Origin of the sequence: Parvibaculum indicum (assembly GCF_011762095.1) — a bacterium.
In the GTDB taxonomy this organism is placed as follows: domain Bacteria; phylum Pseudomonadota; class Alphaproteobacteria; order Parvibaculales; family Parvibaculaceae; genus Parvibaculum; species Parvibaculum indicum.
This window is the reverse complement of record NZ_JAASQO010000001.1, coordinates 61,733-80,107: the sequence shown is the minus strand read 5'-3', so window position 1 is coordinate 80,107 and position 18,375 is coordinate 61,733. Positions and strand designations below refer to the sequence as shown.

General features: G+C 62.5%; 16 protein-coding genes and 1 tRNA gene. 14 read left to right on the top strand and 3 right to left on the bottom strand.

Annotation, left to right across the window (positions count from 1 at the left end):
- Positions 1-26: 26 nt before the first annotated feature.
- Positions 27-221 (bottom strand): hypothetical protein, encoded by a 195-nt coding sequence (locus tag FHS78_RS00375; RefSeq protein ID WP_167089173.1) that lies wholly within the window; start codon positions 219-221, stop codon positions 27-29.
- A 72-nt stretch (positions 222-293) separates the two neighbouring features.
- Entirely contained in the window at positions 294-1,406 is a 1,113-nt protein-coding gene (locus tag FHS78_RS00370; protein WP_167089171.1) for a phosphatase PAP2 family protein, read from the bottom strand.
- Between the two features lie 208 nt (positions 1,407-1,614).
- On the opposite strand from FHS78_RS00370, the gene FHS78_RS00365 reads away from it, so the two are divergent.
- From FHS78_RS00365 to FHS78_RS00330, 8 genes are all read left to right on the top strand, one after another.
- Positions 1,615-2,106 carry a single-stranded DNA-binding protein gene (locus FHS78_RS00365; RefSeq protein ID WP_167089169.1) on the top strand — a complete coding sequence of 164 codons (492 nt, stop codon included), beginning with the start codon at positions 1,615-1,617 and terminating at the stop codon, positions 2,104-2,106.
- A 375-nt stretch (positions 2,107-2,481) separates the two neighbouring features.
- On the top strand, positions 2,482-5,277 hold the full coding sequence (gyrA, locus tag FHS78_RS00360) for a DNA gyrase subunit A (protein WP_167089916.1): 2,796 nt from the start codon (positions 2,482-2,484) through the stop codon (positions 5,275-5,277).
- Positions 5,278-5,484: 207 nt separating this feature from the next.
- Positions 5,485-5,997, top strand: coding sequence for a pantetheine-phosphate adenylyltransferase (gene coaD / locus FHS78_RS00355; protein ID WP_167089167.1), 513 nt, complete (start codon positions 5,485-5,487; stop codon positions 5,995-5,997).
- A 38-nt stretch (positions 5,998-6,035) separates the two neighbouring features.
- A complete protein-coding gene (locus tag FHS78_RS00350; RefSeq protein WP_167089165.1) occupies positions 6,036-6,587 on the top strand; it encodes a peptidylprolyl isomerase in 552 nt (183 codons plus the stop codon).
- A gap of 25 nt (positions 6,588-6,612) precedes the next feature.
- On the top strand, positions 6,613-7,086 hold the full coding sequence (locus FHS78_RS00345; protein ID WP_167089162.1) for a peptidylprolyl isomerase: 474 nt from the start codon (positions 6,613-6,615) through the stop codon (positions 7,084-7,086).
- Positions 7,087-7,362: 276 nt separating this feature from the next.
- Complete coding sequence (queA, locus tag FHS78_RS00340) at positions 7,363-8,436, top strand: tRNA preQ1(34) S-adenosylmethionine ribosyltransferase-isomerase QueA (protein ID WP_167089160.1); 1,074 nt, start codon at positions 7,363-7,365, stop codon at positions 8,434-8,436.
- Positions 8,433-9,554 (top strand): tRNA guanosine(34) transglycosylase Tgt, encoded by a 1,122-nt coding sequence (gene tgt / locus FHS78_RS00335; protein WP_167089158.1) that lies wholly within the window; start codon positions 8,433-8,435, stop codon positions 9,552-9,554. Before queA ends, tgt begins: the two co-directional genes overlap by 4 nt.
- A gap of 173 nt (positions 9,555-9,727) precedes the next feature.
- Positions 9,728-9,803: transfer RNA gene (locus FHS78_RS00330), tRNA-Lys, on the top strand.
- 2 nt (positions 9,804-9,805) lie between these two features.
- Here FHS78_RS00330 and FHS78_RS00325 read toward each other — a convergent pair.
- Positions 9,806-10,486: an SPOR domain-containing protein gene (locus FHS78_RS00325; protein WP_167089156.1), complete on the bottom strand. Its 681-nt coding sequence runs from the start codon at positions 10,484-10,486 to the stop codon at positions 9,806-9,808.
- Between the two features lie 279 nt (positions 10,487-10,765).
- On the opposite strand from FHS78_RS00325, the gene FHS78_RS00320 reads away from it, so the two are divergent.
- The 6 genes from FHS78_RS00320 to glmS all read left to right on the top strand — a co-directional run bounded on the left by FHS78_RS00320 (position 10,766) and on the right by glmS (position 18,295).
- Entirely contained in the window at positions 10,766-11,062 is a 297-nt protein-coding gene (locus tag FHS78_RS00320) for a hypothetical protein (protein ID WP_167089154.1), read from the top strand.
- A gap of 108 nt (positions 11,063-11,170) precedes the next feature.
- A complete protein-coding gene (locus FHS78_RS00315) occupies positions 11,171-11,995 on the top strand; it encodes an IS5 family transposase (protein ID WP_167089152.1) in 825 nt (274 codons plus the stop codon).
- A 188-nt stretch (positions 11,996-12,183) separates the two neighbouring features.
- On the top strand, positions 12,184-12,978 hold the full coding sequence (cysD, locus tag FHS78_RS00310; protein ID WP_167089150.1) for a sulfate adenylyltransferase subunit CysD: 795 nt from the start codon (positions 12,184-12,186) through the stop codon (positions 12,976-12,978).
- Positions 12,979-12,990: 12 nt separating this feature from the next.
- Entirely contained in the window at positions 12,991-14,913 is a 1,923-nt protein-coding gene (gene cysC / locus FHS78_RS00305) for an adenylyl-sulfate kinase (RefSeq protein WP_167089148.1), read from the top strand.
- A gap of 190 nt (positions 14,914-15,103) precedes the next feature.
- The gene (gene glmU, locus FHS78_RS00300) at positions 15,104-16,468 is read left to right on the top strand and encodes a bifunctional UDP-N-acetylglucosamine diphosphorylase/glucosamine-1-phosphate N-acetyltransferase GlmU (RefSeq protein ID WP_343041909.1); all 1,365 of its coding nucleotides are present in this window, start codon (positions 15,104-15,106) and stop codon (positions 16,466-16,468) included.
- Positions 16,469-16,471: 3 nt separating this feature from the next.
- Positions 16,472-18,295: a glutamine--fructose-6-phosphate transaminase (isomerizing) gene (glmS, locus tag FHS78_RS00295; RefSeq protein ID WP_167089144.1), complete on the top strand. Its 1,824-nt coding sequence runs from the start codon at positions 16,472-16,474 to the stop codon at positions 18,293-18,295.
- The last annotated feature ends 80 nt before the right edge of the window (positions 18,296-18,375 follow it).

The window sequence follows — 18,375 nt, the reverse complement described above, 5'->3', positions numbered from 1 at the left end:
GGAGCGTCCGCCTTCAAGGGGCGGTCTCAATCCGGGCGGCGAAAAGGCAGAATATCCGCGTTGGCGGACAGGCTGTCGGCGGCGAGAAGGTCGTCTTCCGTCAGCGGGCGGCGTCCGAAGGCGACGAGACGGCGGTTCACCCGTTCAAGGGCTGTCATGAACTGGTCCGTCGTCCGGTCGAGATTGTCGCACAGGGTCATCCAGTTTTCCGCGGCGCTCATGGGCATGTTCTCCGGCTCGACTCAAGGCTTACGGGAAGATGTTAGCCGCCGGGTGTGAACAAAACAAGAACTCTAGCGGGGCGGGAGGGGTTCGAGTGCGCGGGGATGCGCCCGGTCGATCATCCGGCCCGCCGCCGTCCAGATCGCGGCGGCGGCCGCGGCGCCGGCGATGCCGTCCAGCGCATAGTGGAAGGCGAGCATGATGGAGCCGATGAAGATCGCGACGGCGAAGAGCGTATAGGCGATGCCCCAGAGCCGCCCGAGTCGCCAGCCGAGCAGGGCCAGCGTCGTGGCCATGGCGACGTGGATGCTGGGCATGGCCGAGATCCCGGCGCCCGCGATGGCGCCTTTCAGGCTGAAGATCGACCACAAGCCGTTCTGCACCGATAGCGCCATCAGGGCGTGCCCGTCGCCGTCGATGGCGTGGAGATGGGCGAGGAGCCCGTCGAAGGGCGTCGGCGTGCCCCAGAGGTCCGGCAGGAAGGCGGGCCCGGCGGAGGCGAAGGCCAGCGCGCCGAAGGTGCCGAGCAGGCCCCAGTTCAATGCCAGCGTGGTGATGAATTGCAGCCGCAGATGGGGGCGGCGCACGGAGAGAAGCTGGAGAATGAAGGTCGCGGCGAGGAGCGGGAACCAGAGATAGTAGATGCCGTCGAGCGCCTTGATCGCCCAGGGCGCGCCGAACCAGGCCATGAGATATTGCCAGGGCAGCGTGTCGCCGGTGAGCGCGCGGGTCCATTCGATGATGGGCCGGTCGTAATCGAAGGGCTGGAGGTGCCCGATATGGACTTTCATCGCCGTGAAGCCCGCCAGCACGAAGGCCAGCGGCAGGAGGACGGTCAAAAGGCCTGTGACCCGGTCCGGCGCGAAATATCGGCCCGCCAGCACCCGCCTCAGCGTTTCGCGCGGGTGGGCGCGTCCGGCCTGCAGGGCGCAGAGGGCGCTCCACAGCACGAGGACCGTCGCGAAGGGGACGGCCATGATGACGAGGAGGGTGATGAGGTTCCGGTACAGGAGCGCCGCGCCGCCGGGGGCTGAAAGCGCCAGAAACGGCCAGACCGTCGCGACGCAGAGCAGGCAGAGCGCCAGATAATGGCGGTGGCCGGTCACGGCCTTCCCGACCTCGTCGGCCCAGATATCGGAGGCTTTTCCGCCGCTTTCGGTCTGCATGGTGGCGTAGTCGGTCATGTTCCGGCGTCTCTCCCGGGGATCCCGGGCACCAGATTGCGCGCGCGAATTTAGGGAAGGGTTAATGCCGAATTGCGTTTGCCCCGCTTTATCAATAGGACAACAGGGGAGCGAAACGAGCTGCGCGATTCCGGCAACGGTCGACGTGGCCTGTTCAAGACGAGGCGACGGGGATAAACCTGTCGGGGCAGACAACAGCGAGGCGAATATGGCAGGCAGCGTCAACAAGGTCATTCTGGTGGGCAATCTCGGCGCGGATCCGGAAATCCGCCGCACGCAGGACGGCCGGCCGATCGCAAATCTGCGGATCGCCACGTCGGAAAGCTGGCGCGACAAGAATTCCGGCGAGCGCCGCGAGCGTACCGAATGGCACCGCGTGGTGATTTTCAACGAAGGGCTCTGCCGGATCGCCGAGCAGTATCTGAAGAAGGGCTCCAAGGTTTATCTCGAAGGCTCGCTCCAGACCCGCAAATGGCAGGACCAGTCCGGTCAGGACCGTTATTCGACGGAAGTCGTGCTGCAGGGCTTCAATTCCGTGCTGACCATGCTGGACAGCCGCAGCGGCGGCGGAGGTGGCGACTTCGGTGGCGGCGGTGGCGGCAGCTACGGCAATGACGATTTCGGCGGTGGCGGCGGCAGCTCCAGCGGCGGCGGTGGCGGCGGTTTCGCCCAGGATCTCGACGACGAAATCCCGTTCTGAGGCGTTCGCGGCGCTTTCCCGCGCGTCAGGCTCCAGGGCCCCGCGCCGCCCGAAACAGGGGCGGGCGGGGCCTTTGATTTGCCGTATTGCCGGCGCCCCGAAGCCGCGACTTTTTATCCTTTTAAATCAATATCTTACACCGTCTCCTTCGGGCTCTTTGAAGTTGCCGTGACGGTGGCGACCTGCTAGATTGCGGACAAGTCAAAAAAGGGGATTCGGCGCTTTTCCGGGGCCTCTTTTCATCCCTCGAAATGCCGCGTAACCGGGCCGGATATTCCGCGCCCGGCGGGCGCTCAAGAAGACGAAAAACACTTGTCCGATACTCCAGAAACCGATCAGCCGGGCGACGAGCCGATGTCCGGAAACGGGGACGGCATGAACGGCGGCTCAGGCGGCGGCCGGGATGGCGGCGCCGGAAACGGCGAAGGCGGCGGCCCGCCGCCCGAGCGCGACGTGGCCCCCATCTCCATCGAGGAGGAAATGCGCACCTCCTATCTCGATTACGCGATGAGCGTGATCGTGAGCCGTGCGCTGCCGGATGCGCGGGACGGGCTGAAGCCCGTGCATCGCCGCATCCTCTTCTCGATGAACGAGAACGGTTACGACTGGAACAAGCCCTATCGCAAATCGGCCCGCGTGGTCGGCGACGTGATCGGTAAGTATCACCCGCATGGCGACCAGTCGATCTACGACGCGCTGGTGCGCATGGCGCAGGATTTCTCCATGCGCCTGCCGCTCGCGGACGGGCAGGGCAATTTCGGCTCGGTGGACGGCGACCCCGCCGCCGCCATGCGTTACACCGAAGTGCGCATGGCCAAGGCCGCGCATGCGCTGCTGAACGATATCGACAAGGACACGGTCGATTTCCAGGACAATTACGACGCGACCGAACGCGAACCGAGCGTTCTGCCGGCGGAGTTTCCAAACCTTCTGGTGAACGGCGCCAACGGCATCGCCGTCGGCATGGCGACCAATGTGCCGCCGCATAATCTGGGCGAGGTGATCGACGCCTGCGTCGCGCTGCTCGACAATCCGAACATCTCCATCGACGAACTGATCGAACTCGTTCCGGGGCCGGATTTTCCGACCGGCGGCATCATGCTGGGCCGGGCCGGGGCGAAATCGGCCTATCACACCGGGCGCGGCTCCATTGCCGTGCGCGCGAAGGTCGAGATCGAGGAAACCCGGAAAGACCGTCAGGCGATCATCGTCAGCGAAATTCCCTATCAGGTGAACAAGACCACGCTGATCGAGAAGATCGCCGAACTGGTTCGCGACAAGCGCATCGAAGGCATCGGCGATCTGCGCGACGAGTCCGACCGGCAGGGCATGCGCATCGTGATCGAGCTGAAGCGCGACGCGGTGCCCGATGTCGTGCTGAACCAGCTTTACCGCTTCTCGCAGCTTCAGTCGTCCTTCGCGGCCAATATGCTGGCGCTCGACCATGGCCGGCCCGAGGTGATGAACCTGAAGCGGCTGCTGGAAGCCTTTACGGCGTTCCGCGAAGAAGTCATCACGCGGCGGACCAAATTCGAGCTCGGCAAGGCGCGCGACCGGGCCCATGTGCTGGTGGGCCTTGCCATCGCGGTCGCCAATATCGACGAGTTCATCCGCATCATTCGCTCCTCGCCCGACCCCTCCACCGCGCGGGCGCGGCTGACGGAGCGTAGCTGGCCCGCCGCCGATATCGCGCCGCTGGTGCGTCTCATCGACGATCCACGCCACAGGCTTGCCGATGACGGCACGCTGAAACTGTCCGACACCCAGGCCCGCGCCATTCTCGACCTGCGTCTGCAGCGCCTCACCGCGCTTGGCCGCGACGAAATCGGCGACGAGCTGAAGGGGCTCGGCGAAAGCATCGAGGAATATCTGTCCATTCTTCGCTCGCGCGAGCGGGTGCTGGGCATCATTCGCGAGGAACTTATCGGCCTCAAAGACGAATTCGCCACGCCGCGCCGGACGCAGATCGCGGAAGCCGAATTCGAGATGGAGGACGAGGACCTCATCCAGCGCGAAGATATGGTCGTGACGGTGAGCCATCAGGGCTACATCAAGCGCGTGCCGCTCTCCACTTACCGGGCGCAGCGCCGTGGCGGCAAGGGCCGTTCCGGCATGTCGACCAAGGATGAGGATTTCGTCACCCGCATTTTCGTGGCCAATACGCATACGCCGATGCTGTTCTTCTCCTCGAACGGCATGGTCTACAAGCTGAAGGTCTGGAAGCTCCCGCAAGGGTCGCCGACCTCGCGCGGCAAGGCGATGGTCAACCTCCTGCCGCTGGCGCAGGACGAATACATCTCCACCGTCATGCCCATGCCGGAAGACGAGGAAAGCTGGGGCAACCTCCATGTGATGTTCGCCACCAGGAGCGGCAATGTCCGCCGCAACAAGCTTTCCGATTTCGTGCAGATCAATCGCGGCGGCAAGATCGCGATGAAGCTGGAAGACGAAGAGGACGGCATCGTCTCGGTTCAGATCTGCACCGAGGACGACGATGTGCTGATGACGACCGCGGGGGGCCGCTCGATCCGCTTCCCCGTTACCGATGTGCGCGTCTTCGCGGGCCGCACCTCCACCGGCGTGCGCGGCATCCGCCTCGGCGACGGCGATACGCTGATCGGCATGAGCATTCTGCGCCATGTCGACGTCACGCCGGCGGAGTGCCGCGCCTATCTGAAACAGGCCGCCGCCATGCGTCGTGCCGCGTCGGACGAGGCCCATGAGCCGGAGGCGGATATCGCCGAGCCGGAAGAGGGCGACGAGGAGGGCGGCGACGAACTCACGCTTTCGCCCGAGCGCTATACCGAGCTCGGCGCGAGAGAGCAGTTCGTTCTCACCGTCAGCGAAAAGGGCTTCGGCAAGCGGTCCTCGTCCTATGACTACCGGACCTCCGGACGCGGCGGCAAAGGCATTATTGCGATGGCGGTCACGCAGCGGAACGGTAATCTCGTCGCGTCCTTCCCCGTGGAAGGGCACGACCAGATCATGCTGGTCACCGATGCGGGCCAGCTCATCCGTTGCCCGGTGGACGATGTCCGCGCCGCCGGCCGCGCGACGCAGGGCGTCACCATTTTCCGCACGGCGGCCGACGAGCGTGTTGTCTCGGTCGAGCATATCGGCGAGGCTGGCGAGGAAGAAGGCGACGATGCCGAGGGCGGCGGCGACGCCTGACATGATGGAAACAGGATACGCAACGATGCCCTTCAAAGTCCTCCCCCTTGACGGGGGAGGGTTGGGAGGGGGTGAAGCGGCAAACGCCCAAGCCGCGATATGCCGAAAGGCCGCACCCCCCACCCGGCGCGGTGCGCCGACCTCCCCCTCAAGGGCGGAGGTGAAGCGCAATCAGGGCATTCGGAAGATCGGCGGGGGAAATCCGGCATGACGAAAACGGGGCTTTATCCCGGTACATTCGACCCGATGACGAACGGCCATGTGGACATCATCCGGCGTGCGCTGCGCGTGGTGGATCATCTGGTGGTCGCCATCGGCGTTCATGCCAGCAAGAAGCCCATGCTGTCGCTGGACGAGCGGTTCGACCTGATCGAGCGCGAGGCCGCGCCGATTGCGAAGGAAATGGGCGGCAAGGTTTCGACCGCGTCCTTTTCCGGGCTCGTCGTCAATGCGGCGGACGAGTTCGGCGCCTCCATCATCATCCGGGGCCTGCGCGGATCGGTGGATTACGAATATGAAGAAGCCATGGTCGGCATGAACCGCACCATGAACCCGAAGGTCGAGACGGTGTTTCTTGCCGCCTCGCCGGAAACGGGACATATCTCGTCCACGCTTGTGCGTCAGATCGCGCAGATGGACGGCGATATTTCGCCTTTCGTGCCCGCATCGGTGCGCGAAAAGATGATGGCCAGGGTTACCGAGCTGAAAGCCGGGGGCTGAACCCGGCTCGCGGCTCCCCAGAAAAACCGGAGATCAGAATGCATAAACTGGTAGCGGCATTTGCGCTTGCGGCATTTGCGTTCCTTGCGCCTCTCGCGCATGCCGAGGACGGGCAGAAGCTCGATCCGGAAAACACGCTCTATATGGATCTGAAGGACGGTCGCGTCGTCATCCAGCTCTATCCGGAAATCGCGCCCAAAACGGTCGAACGGATCAAGAAGCTGACGCGGGAGGGCTTTTACGACGGGCTCGTCTTCCACCGTGTGATCGACGGCTTCATGGCGCAGGGCGGCGACCCCACGGGCACGGGGCGCGGGTCCTCCATGTATCCGGACCTGCCGGCCGAATTCACCGACAAGCTGAGCTTCGGTCGCGGCACGGCCGGGCTGGCGCGCTCGTCGTCGCCCGATAGCGGCAACAGCCAGTTCTTCATCTGCTTCGACGATTGCAGCTTCCTCGACGGGCAATACACCATCTGGGGTCAGGTCGTCTCCGGCATGGACCACGTCGACAACATCACGCGCGGCGAACCGCCGGCCAATCCCGACAAGGTCGTCCGGATGCAGGTCGCCGCGGACGCCAAGAAATAAGACGCAAGAAACAGGAGCCGCCTTCATGGCCGATATCAAAGACCCCGAAAACACGCTCATCATGGAAATCCCGCATGGCGAGGTCGTCATCGAACTTCGTCCGGACCTTGCGCCGAAGCATGTCGAGCGCATCAAGGAGCTTGCGCGCGAAGGTTTCTATGACGGCGTCGCCTTTCACCGCGTGATCGACGGTTTCATGGCGCAGGGCGGCGACCCCACGGGCACCGGCACGGGCGGCTCGGGCAAGAAGCTCCCGGCCGAGTTTTCGCGCGAACCGCATACCCGCGGCGTCTGCTCCATGGCGCGGACCCAGGATCCGAACAGCGCGGACTCGCAGTTCTTCATCGTCTTCGACGACGCCAGCTTCCTCGACGGCCAGTACACGGTCTGGGGCAAGGTAATCTCCGGCATGGAAGCCGTCGACAAGATCAAGCGCGGCGAGCCGGTACGCGAGCCCGACCGCATCGCCTCGATGAAGGTCGCGGCGGACGTGGCCTGACAACGGTCCTCGTCATTGCGAGGAGCGTAGCGACGAAGCAATCCAGTGCCGAGTTTGCGGCTCTGGATTGCCTCGCTTCGCTCGCAATGACGGGCGCGACCGCGTTCGGATATAACGGTCGTCATGGCCCGCTTTATGCGGGCCATCCACGTCTTTGCTGAGCGAAAAGCCAAAGGAAGACGTGGATGACCCGGACGAGCCGGGTCATGACGACGATCTTCAGCCCGGCCGTGAATGACGTTGCGGGCATGGCACCAAGTGATGGTCTGACACCTCATGCGCGTCGACGAATTCGACTTCGAGCTCCCGGAGGAGCGCATTGCGTTGCGGCCGGCGCGGCCGCGCGATGCCGCGCGCATGCTCGTCATCGGTCCGGAAGAGGGCGCCCTCGCCGACAAGGGCGTGCGCGATCTGCCGGATTATCTCGATCCCGGCGACGTGCTCGTCTTCAACGATACGAAGGTGATCCCGGCCCGGCTGTTCGGCACGCGGGCGCGCGGCGAGGCGGTGGCGCGCATCGAGGTGATGCTTCACCTTCGCGAAGGGCCGAGCCTGTGGCGCGCCTTTCTGCGCCCGGCCAAGAAGCTCGCTATCGGCGAGACGATAAGCTTCGAGGGCGGGCTCGAAGCGCAGGTCGTGGAGAAGAACGAGGGCGGCGAGAGCGTGTTGCAGTTCTCGCAATCCGGGCCCGATCTCGACGCGGCGATCGCCGTGGCCGGCGTCATGCCGCTGCCGCCCTATATCGCCCGCAAGCGCGAGACGGACGAGGAAGACCTTTCCGACTATCAGACGATGTATGCGGACGAGCCCGGCGCCGTGGCCGCGCCGACGGCGGGGCTGCATTTCACGCCGGAGCTGATGGCGGCGCTGGAGGCGCGCGGCGTGCGCATGGTGCGGTTGACGCTTCATGTGGGCGCGGGCACCTTCCTGCCGGTGACGGCGGACGATACGGATGCTCACAAGATGCATTCCGAAGTCGGTGAGATCACCGGGGAGGAAGCCGAGGCCATCAATGCCGCGCGGCGGGCGGGCGGACGCATCGTCGCCGTCGGCACGACATCGTTGCGTTTGCTGGAAACGGCGACGGATGCGCATGGCGTGGTTCATCCCTGGCGCGGCGGGACCGACATTTTCATCACGCCCGGCTATCGTTTTCACGCGGTGGATATTCTGATGACGAATTTCCATCTGCCGCGCTCGACGCTCTTCATGCTCGTCTCCGCGCTGCGCCGCACGGCGGAGATGAAAGCGGCCTATGCGCATGCCATCGCCGCGGCGTACCGTTTCTATTCCTATGGGGATTCCTGCCTGATCTACCGGCGCGACCCTGAAAGTGAGTACAGGCCATGAGCGCGTTCGGTTTCGATCTCCACAAGACGGACGGCAAGGCGCGCACCGGCGTCATCCGCACACCGCGCGGCGATATCCGCACGCCCGCCTTCATGCCCGTCGGCACGGCGGGAACGGTGAAGGCGATGTATCCCGAGCAGGTGAAGGAGACCGGGGCCGACATCATTCTCGGCAACACCTATCATCTGATGCTCCGTCCGGGGGCGGAGGAAGTGGCCGCGCTCGGGGGCCTGCACACATTCGCCAACTGGCCTTATCCGATCCTCACCGACTCCGGCGGTTTTCAGGTCATGTCGCTCGCCCGGCTCCGCAAGATGACGGAGGAGGGCGTGACCTTCCAGTCGCATATCGACGGATCGCGCCACATGCTTTCGCCGGAGCGCTCCATCGAGATCCAGTGTCTGCTGGGCTCCGACATCCAGATGGTGCTGGACGAATGCACGCCGTTCCCGGCGACCGAGGCGGAGGCGGAAAAGTCCATGGAGCTGTCGCTTCGCTGGGCCGCGCGTTCGAAAGAGGCCTTCGCGGCCCAGCCGCTCCGCAAGGACGGCATGGCGCTCTTCGGCATCGTGCAGGGCAGCACCTATGAGCCCCTGCGCCGCCGCTCCGCCGAGGGGCTGGTCGATATCGGTTTCGACGGTTATGCGGTCGGCGGGCTCGCCGTGGGCGAGGGGCAGGAGGCGATGCTGCGCGTTCTCGATTACGCGCCCGACATGCTGCCCGCGGACAAGCCGCGCTATCTCATGGGCGTCGGCACGCCGGACGATTTGGTGGAAGCCGTCCGGCGCGGCATCGACATGTTCGATTGCGTCATGCCGACCCGGAACGGGCGCCACGGGCTCGCCTTCACCCGTTTCGGCAAGATCAACCTCAAGAATGCCCGCCATGCGACCGACACCGCGCCGCTCGATCCGGAGAGCACTTGTCCGGCCGCGCGGGATTATTCCCGGGCCTATCTCCATCACCTCGTGAAGTCGGGCGAGATGCTCGGCTCCATGCTCGTGAGCTGGAACAATATCCACTACTACCAGTCGCTCATGGCGGGGATGCGGGCGGCGATTTCGGAGGGCCGGTTCGAGAATTTCGTGTCCGATTTCAAGGCGGCGCAGGGGGCTTGAGCGCTATCTTGCCCAAAGCTCTGTTTTCATCATCCCAATCTTGCCCAAACTCTGTTTCTATCTCACCGAAACCATGTCTGGAGTGTTGACCCCCGGCGGCGCTCCCCTTAAGTTCCGCGCACTTTCCGGCGGCTGCCGCGAGTCCCGACTCGTCCGAATAGCCGTTTCAGGACGGGCCCTTAGCTCAGCTGGTAGAGCAACTGACTTTTAATCAGTAGGTCGATGGTTCGAACCCATCAGGGCTCACCACCTTATCCCCGTGCATCTCCGAGTTTCAGCGCCCGGCAATCTTGTCCCCGGGCCTTGAGATGCGCGCAAAGCGTTTCCGCGGCGTCCCGGCTCGCGAGGGGTGTGGTCAGCAGGCGGGTATAGACCTTTCCATCCCGGCTTTCATATCTCATCGTCGTCCAGCCCCGGCCCGACAGCATGTCGGGAAAACGGGCGGAAAGTATGCGTTTTCCCTTCTCGATATTGGCCACATCGAGATAGGAGGCGAGATGAACGGCCCATCCGCTCCCGTTCCGCGCATCGTCTTCGCTGTCCGTGAGTGTCGGTCGAATGTCGAGGCGAACGGGCTTGGCCGCGGATTTCTGCCTTTGTTTCGGCGAGATAGACGCAGTGGTCAGTCCCAATCCGGCCTCCAGCGTGCCGAGCCGGCTGTCGAGCGACCGGTCGTTTGCCTTGAGGTCGGTCAGTACCGGTTCGATGACGGAATATTTGCGGTTCAGCATCGCGACGCGGGATTCCAGCCGGTCGAGACGGCGTTCGACGCTCTTTTCCGGCGGGGCCTGGTCGGCCGCAGTTTCCGCCTCGTTCTGCTCCGTAGGCACCCCGGCGCCTGCCGCGCGCTCCGAGCAGGCGGACAGTCCCAGCGAAAGCGGAACCATGATGAGCGCTGCTGCGATCGCGCCGGGCAACGGCCTGATTGTCATCGAGAGTCCGACCTCCAAACTGCGATGCGGCCCCGGGAGGCAGCGCACCGACAGTCTTTCGTTAGAGCGAGTCGGGCAATATGGTCAAACCGAGGGAGTAGGCCGAATGCCTGTTTTTTGGGCAGCGCCCTCATGTTTTTGCCCGTGTCGGGAACAGAGGGGTTTCGGAAAATCGTGGCAAATGCATGATTGTGCGTGAGGCCCGTTTTCTGCATAGGATGGCGCCGAGATGGCCGGTCGCGGCAGCCGGTCCATGGGAAACTAGAAACGGGGAAGGGCATGTCGTTCGACGAGGTGGTGTCGAGCCTGACGACGCAGGAATTGGCGGTCGTCGCCGGGCTGGTTTTCTTTGCGATTTTCTTTCTTGGCCTCGTCATACGGAGCTGGTTTTTGACCCAGCTTCTGAACGAGCGCGCCGCGAGATCCGAAGCGTTGAACCGTCTGGAGCGTGCGAAACCGGTCGTGGTTTCCTCCAGGCCGGCGCGCCGCGCCGCGCGCAAGCCGATCCCGGCAATACGCTCGGCGGTGCCGGCTCCCCGTAATCATCGCTACAACGGTCTAAAAGGGCGCGCCTGAGGCTCGCCTTGCCCGATATTCGGTGTCTAAGAGCCCAACCGAAAATTAAGTTGAGTGATTTCAGTGGCTTATGATTCTCTGTGGTTTGCAAAGACGACGGAGGATCAGATGGCCTGGACTGAAATCACTCGGGAGCACTATGACCGCAGACACCTGCGTTACGCAAGCGACTGCACGGACGGGGAGTGGGCGTTGATCGAACCGTTCATGCCTGTGCCGAGCAAGGTCGGCCGACCTCGCAAATGGTCGATGCGTGAGATATGGAACGCCATCCAGTATATCGCGGCGGCGGGCTGCCAATGGGCGATGCTGCCGAAAGACTTCCCGCCTTTTACGACGGTTCAGCATTATTTCTACCGGCTTCGCGACAGCGGCATGTTCGACATCATCAACGAAACGCTGGTGATGTCCGCCCGCCTTCTGTCCGGACGGACGGTAGAGCCGACAGCGGGCGTTATTGACAGCCAAAGCGTGAAAACCACGGAAAGCGGCGGACCGCGCGGCTATGATGCCGGCAAGAAGATCAAGGGGCGCAAGCGCCATATCCTCACCGATACGCAAGGCAACATGCTGGGCGCGATCACGCACACCGCCGACATTCAGGATCGCGATGGTGCGCCGGGTATCATCGCCGACACCATGCAGAGCTTCCCCACGCTCGTTCATCTGTTCGCCGACGGCGGCTATGGAGGCGACAAGCTGGAAAACGCCTTGCAGAACATGGATGGGCCGAGCATCGAGATCGTCAAGCGGCCCAATGGGGCAACGGGCTTCGTCGTCATCGCCCGCCGCTGGGTCGTCGAGCGCACCCTTGCCTGGCTCGGCCGCTGCCGCCGTCTCGCCAAGGACTGGGAAGCAACCATCGCATCCTCCGATGCATGGCTCCTGATCGCCTCCATCCGACGCTCCACAAGGCTCATCGCAAGGGCTTGAAATCAATGGGTATTAATTTTGAGTCCGACTCTAAGATCGCTTTGGTTGAATCTTGTCAGATGAGGCCTTGCAATCGCGAACCTGCACGTCTAAATCACATTCAATATCGGGGTTGAAAACAACTCCACATTGTTTTTTTGTATTATGGTCATGCGGCCCGGTTGGATTGCCGTGTGAAGGAGCAAGGCATGGATCGTCTCGATCAGCTTGAGAGCCAAAGCATCTACATCTTCCGGGAAGCGTTCAACCGGATCGAAAACATCGCGATGTTGTGGTCGCTGGGCAAAGACTCCAACGTGATGATCTGGCTCGCCCGCAAGGCGTTCTTCGGCCATGTGCCTTTCCCTGTGATGCATGTGGATACGGAGAAGAAGTTTCCGGAGATGTACGAGTTCCGGGATCGCTATGCGGAAGAGTGGGGCCTGAACTTCATCCGCGAGCTGTGCCCGCCGATCGAGGAAGTCGATCAGTCGCTGCCGCCCGCCGCGCGCTCCGCCTCGCGCAAGACGGCCGGGCTCAAGGCCGCCATCCAGAAGCATCAGTTCAACGCGCTTTTCGCCGGTATTCGACGCGATGAAGAGGCCACCCGCGCCAAGGAACGCGTTTTCAGCCCGCGCGGCCAGACGGGCCAATGGGATTTCCGTGACCAGCCGCCGGAGTTCTGGGACCAGTTCAAGACGGAGTTCCCGCCCGGAACCCATGTGCGCGTCCATCCGCTGCTGCACTGGACCGAGATCGACATCTGGCTTTACACGCAGCGCGAGAACATTCCGGTCATTCCCCTCTATTTCTCGCAGGACGGGAAGCGCTACCGTTCGCTGGGCGACCAGGACATCACCAATCCGGTGGAGAGCGACGCGGCCACGATCGAGGAAATCATCGAAGAGCTGAGCACGACCAAGGTGTCGGAGCGCTCCGGCCGCGCCATGGATCATGAGTCCGAGGATGCTTTCGAGCGTCTTCGCGCCGATGGCTACCTGTAAGGGGGACAAAATATGACCAAGGCACAGGCAGACACGGCAATGAAAGTCATCGAAGGCGGCAAGAGCGTTTCCAATGCGCGCGACCTGCTCAGGATCGTGATTGTGGGGCATGTGGACCACGGTAAATCCACGCTTGTGGGCCGGATGTTCCACGACACCGGCTCTTTGCCCGACGGCAAGTTCGAATCCATCACCGAGATGTGCAAGCGGCGCGGCGTGCCGTTCGAATGGGCCTTCCTGATGGACGCGCTGCAGGCGGAGCGCGACCAGGGCATCACCATCGATACCAGCCAGATCTGGTTCAAGACCGATCAGCGCGACTACACGATCATCGATGCGCCGGGCCACAAGGAATTCCTGAAGAACATGATCACCGGCGCGGCGCAGTCCGATGCGGCGCTGCTCATCATCGACGCGGCGGAAGGCGTGCGCGAGCAGTCGCGGCGGCACGGTTACCTGCTTCATCTTCTCGGTGTGCGCCAGGTAGCGGTCGCCGTGAACAAGATGGACCTTGTCGACTACGACAAGGAGACCTTCGACCGGATCGAGGCGGAATATCGCGAATATCTCCGGTCCATCGGCGTCGAGCCCACCTTCGTCATTCCGGTGTCGGCGCGCGAAGGCGACAATATCGTGGGACCGTCCACCAACACGCCCTGGTACAAGGGGCCGAGCATTGTCGGTGCGCTGGACAGCTTCCAGCCCAAGAGCGACCCGGTGGACAGGCCGCTGCGCATGCCGGTGCAGGACGTCTACAAGTTCGATCAGCGCCGCATCATCGCAGGCCGCGTCGAAGAGGGCGTCATCAAGGTTGGCGACGAACTGGTCTTCTCGCCCTCCAACAAGACCGCGCGTGTGGAGTCCATCGAGGCCTGGCACAATGTGCCCGGCCGCAAGGCGCCGACACAGGCGGAAGCGGGCTACTCCATCGGCATTACGCTTGACGAGCAGATTTTCGTCGAGCGCGGCGAAGTCATCAGCCATGTCGAACACCCGCCCATCGAGACGGATGTTTTCCGCGCCCGGGTGTTCTGGCTGGGCAAGGAGCCGATGGTGCCCGGCAAGACCTACCGCCTGAAGCTTGGAACGCTCGATGCGCCGGTTACCGTCCAGTCGATCGAAACGATTATCGATACGACGGATCTCTCCGGTGCCTCTTCGCATCAGGTCGAGCGTAATCAGGTGGCCGAGGTTGTGATGCGCGCTCGCCGCATGCTGGCGCTCGACGAGTTCGAGACCTCTCCCAAGAGCGGCCGTTTCGTTCTTGTCGACAAATACGATATTGCCGGCGGCGGCATCATTTCCATGGAAGGATATGCCGACCAGCGAGGCCTCATCACGGCGCGCTCCAGCAACATCACCAAGGTCGAGCACGGCATCGACGACCAGGCGAGAGCATTCCGCAACGGGCACAAGGGCGGCGTTCTCTGGTTTACCGGTCTGTCCGGCGCGGGCAAGTCCACGCTGGCCGTTGCACTGGAGAAGAAGCTCTTCGAGAAGGGCTATAACGTCTACGTGCTGGATGGCGACAATATCCGCCATGGACTCAATGCCAATCTCGGCTTCTCGCCGGAGGACCGTGCCGAAAACATTCGCCGTGTCGGCGAAGTGGCGGCCCTCTTTGCGCGCGCCGGCATGATCGCCATCACCTCGTTCATTTCGCCCTACAGGTCGGATCGCGACCGGGCGCGCGAAGCGGGCGGCGACGATTTCCACGAGATCTATGTGAAGGCCGATGTGGAGACATGCGAAAAGCGCGATCCGAAGGGGCTCTACAAGAAGGCCCGGTCCGGTGAGATCAAGGACTTCACCGGTATTTCGGCGCCTTACGAAGCCCCCGATATGGCGGATCTCGAAGTCGACACTTCCTCCGCTTCGATCGAGGAATGCGTCGAACAGCTCACTAAATATGTCGAGGCCCGGTTCAAGATGTGAGCCCGGCGCTCGCCATTCACGGTCTTGTCCGGTTCCTCCGGGAACCGGGCAAGATAGTGAAATATAAATTTATTTCAGAACAGACTGATCTCCGTGCGAATTTGCCCGCGCTCGAACACCGAGTCGCGGTATTTTTATGCGAGCGTCCGACTGTCCATTTCTCCCGGACGCCTGAGAACGAAACGGATAGGTGATGGCGAGAGAGACGGTCACTGCAATCATTCTCGCAGCGGGAAAGGGCACGCGCATGAAGTCGCGGCTGCCCAAGGTGCTGCACAGGATTGCCGGCCGACCGATGCTCGGCCATGTGCTTTCTTTGGTGGACGAGATTCCCAACGCCCGTTCCGTGCTGGTGGTTGGGCCGGATATGGACGAGGTCGCGACCTATGCTAAAGGCGTAGCCCCGGATACGGGCATTGCCGTCCAGGCAGAGCAGCTCGGCACGGCTCATGCCGCGTTGATGGCCCAATCGGATATTTCCGATCGAGAAGGCGTCGTCCTCGTGATTTTCGGCGATACGCCGCTGATGCACCCCGAAACGCTTGCCGGCATGGTCAGAACCTGCCGCGACGAAGCCGAAATCGTCGTGCTGGGTTTCCGGCCCAAGGACCCCGCAGCCTATGGGCGACTGGTGCTCGATGAAGAGGACGCGCTTCAGAAGATCGTCGAATTCAAGGATGCAAGCGAAGCCGAGAAGGGGATCGCTTTGTGCAATGGCGGCGCGATGGCCGTCCGTGCGGAATATCTCTTCGATCTGCTTTCCAGGGTCGGGAACGAGAATGCGGCGGGCGAATATTATCTGCCGGACATTGTCGGTCTTGCCCGTGCCGAAGGCCTTGTCTGTCGCGTCCAGGAAGGCGAGGAAGAGGAAGTGCAGGGCGTCAACAGCCGCGCCGATCTCGCCATGGCGGAAGCGGTAATGCAACGCCGCTTGCGACACAAGGCGATGGCAGATGGTGCAACGCTTGCCGACCCTGCTTCCGTCTATTTCAGTTTCGACACGGTTCTCGGACGGGACGTAACCGTCGGCCAGAACGTCGTCTTCGGTCCTGGCGTGAGGATTGCCGATGGCGCCACGATCAAGCCCTTCTCCCATTTGGAAGGCGCAACAGTCGCTGAGAAAGCGGAAGTAGGGCCCTTTGCGCGTATTCGGCCCGGCTCCTCCATTGGCGCAGGCGCAAAGATCGGCAATTTCGTCGAAACGAAGAAGGCCGAGATTCAAGAAGGCGCAAAGGTCAGCCACCTTTCCTATATCGGCGATGCCCGCGTCGGCGCTCATGCCAATATCGGCGCGGGCACGATCACCTGCAATTATGATGGCTACAACAAGTTCTTTACCGATATCGGGGCCGGGGCGTTCGTCGGCTCCAATTCGGCGCTGGTCGCACCGGTCAAGATCGGCGATGGAGCCTACCTTGGATCCGGCAGCGTCATCACGAAGGACGTTACGCCGGACGCACTTGCTTTTACGCGACCAAAGCAGGTCGAAAAATCCGGATGGGCCTCAGCCTTCCGTGCAAAGAATGAATCCGCTTCCGGGAAAGTGAAGGACTGAGAGATGTGCGGTATTGTCGGGATCGTCGGAGGGCGAGATGTTGCGCCCGTCATTCTCGAGGCGCTGAAACGTCTGGAATATCGTGGCTATGACAGTGCCGGCATAGCGACCCTGGACGACGGGCAGCTCACACGGCGGCGGGCGGAAGGAAAACTTTTCAACCTCGAAACCGCACTTACGGCTCAGCCGCTTCACGGCGGGCTCGGCATCGGCCATACGCGATGGGCAACCCATGGCGCTCCGACCGAAAACAACGCACACCCTCACGCGACCGACCGCGCCGCTATCGTTCATAACGGCATCATCGAGAATTTTCGCGAATTGCGGCAAATGCTGCTGGAGAAAGGGTTCTCTTTTTCGACCGATACGGACTCCGAAATCATTGCCCATCTGGTGACCGATCACCTGAACCGGGGCAAGGATCCGCGAAGGGCCGCCGCCGATGCGCTGCGTGAACTCGAAGGTGCGTTCGCCGTCGCCATCATTTTTTCCGGCGAAGAAGATCTGATGATCGGCGCACGGCGCGGTAGCCCGCTCGCAGTCGGTTATGGCGATGGGTCGATGTATCTGGGGTCCGATGCTTTCGCGCTGGCGCCGATGACGAACCGCGTGTCCTTTCTGGAAGAGGGGGATCGCGTAGAACTTACCCGGGAGGGCGCCGTCATTTATGACGCGGCAGGGCGTAACGTGGAGCGTACCGTCAAGATCACCGACGTTTCCGCCGCGCTCGTGGACAAGGGCAACCACCGCCATTTCATGGCCAAGGAGATATTCGAGCAGCCCGAAGTGATCGGTCATACGCTGTCGGAATATCTCGACCTGGTAAATGAAAAACTTCACCTGCCGGACCTGCCGGTCGATCTCGCCACTGTGCCGCGCATTACCATCATCGCCTGCGGCACGGCGTTCTATGCCGGGCTCGTCGCCAAATACTGGTTCGAAAAACTCGCGCGCATTTCGGTCGAAGTCGATATCGCATCTGAATTCCGCTATCGCGAAGCCGCCTTGCCGGAAGGCGGTCTTGCCATCTTCATCTCGCAATCGGGGGAAACTGCCGACACGCTGGCCGCGCTGCACTACTGCAAGTCGCGGGGGCAAAAGACGCTGTCTGTCGTCAATGTGGTGGAGTCGAGTATCGCACGCGCGTCGGATGTCATTCTGCCGACTTTCGCGGGCCCCGAGATCGGGGTCGCCTCGACCAAAGCCTTTACGTGCCAGCTTTCCACATTGGCCATCCTTGCGGTGCGGGCCGCAATTGCGCGCGGTCAGATCGATGCGGAAGAAGAACGCCGGATCGTTCATACATTGATCGAAACCCCGCGGCATGTCGCCGAGGCGCTCGGCGCGGACGGCGCGATCCAGGACCTCAGCGTCGATCTCGCCAAGGCGCGGGACGTACTTTATCTCGGGCGTGGACACAATTATCCGGTTGCGCTGGAAGGCGCGCTCAAGCTCAAGGAAATTTCCTATATCCATGCCGAAGGCTATGCCGCGGGCGAGCTCAAACACGGTCCCATCGCTCTCATCGACGAGAATGTGCCCGTGATCGTGATCGCGCCGATGGACCCGCTCTATGAGAAAACGGTCTCCAACATGCAGGAGGTCATTGCGCGTGGGGGTAAGGTGCTTCTGATCGCCGACAAGGCCGGTATCGAGCATGCGGGCGAAGGATTATGGGAATCTGTAGAGATTCCGGCGGTCGATCCCCTGATCGCTCCCATCATCAATGCCATTCCGGTGCAACTCTTGGCCTATCACACGGCCGTGTCCAAAGGCACCGATGTCGATCAGCCGCGAAATCTGGCAAAATCCGTCACAGTCGAATAATCCGAATCAGCAGGCTCGCGGGGTGCCCTGTTTAACCGACTGTAAAGCGTTGCGGTCGATTCTGAGGGCACAGGCGGTAC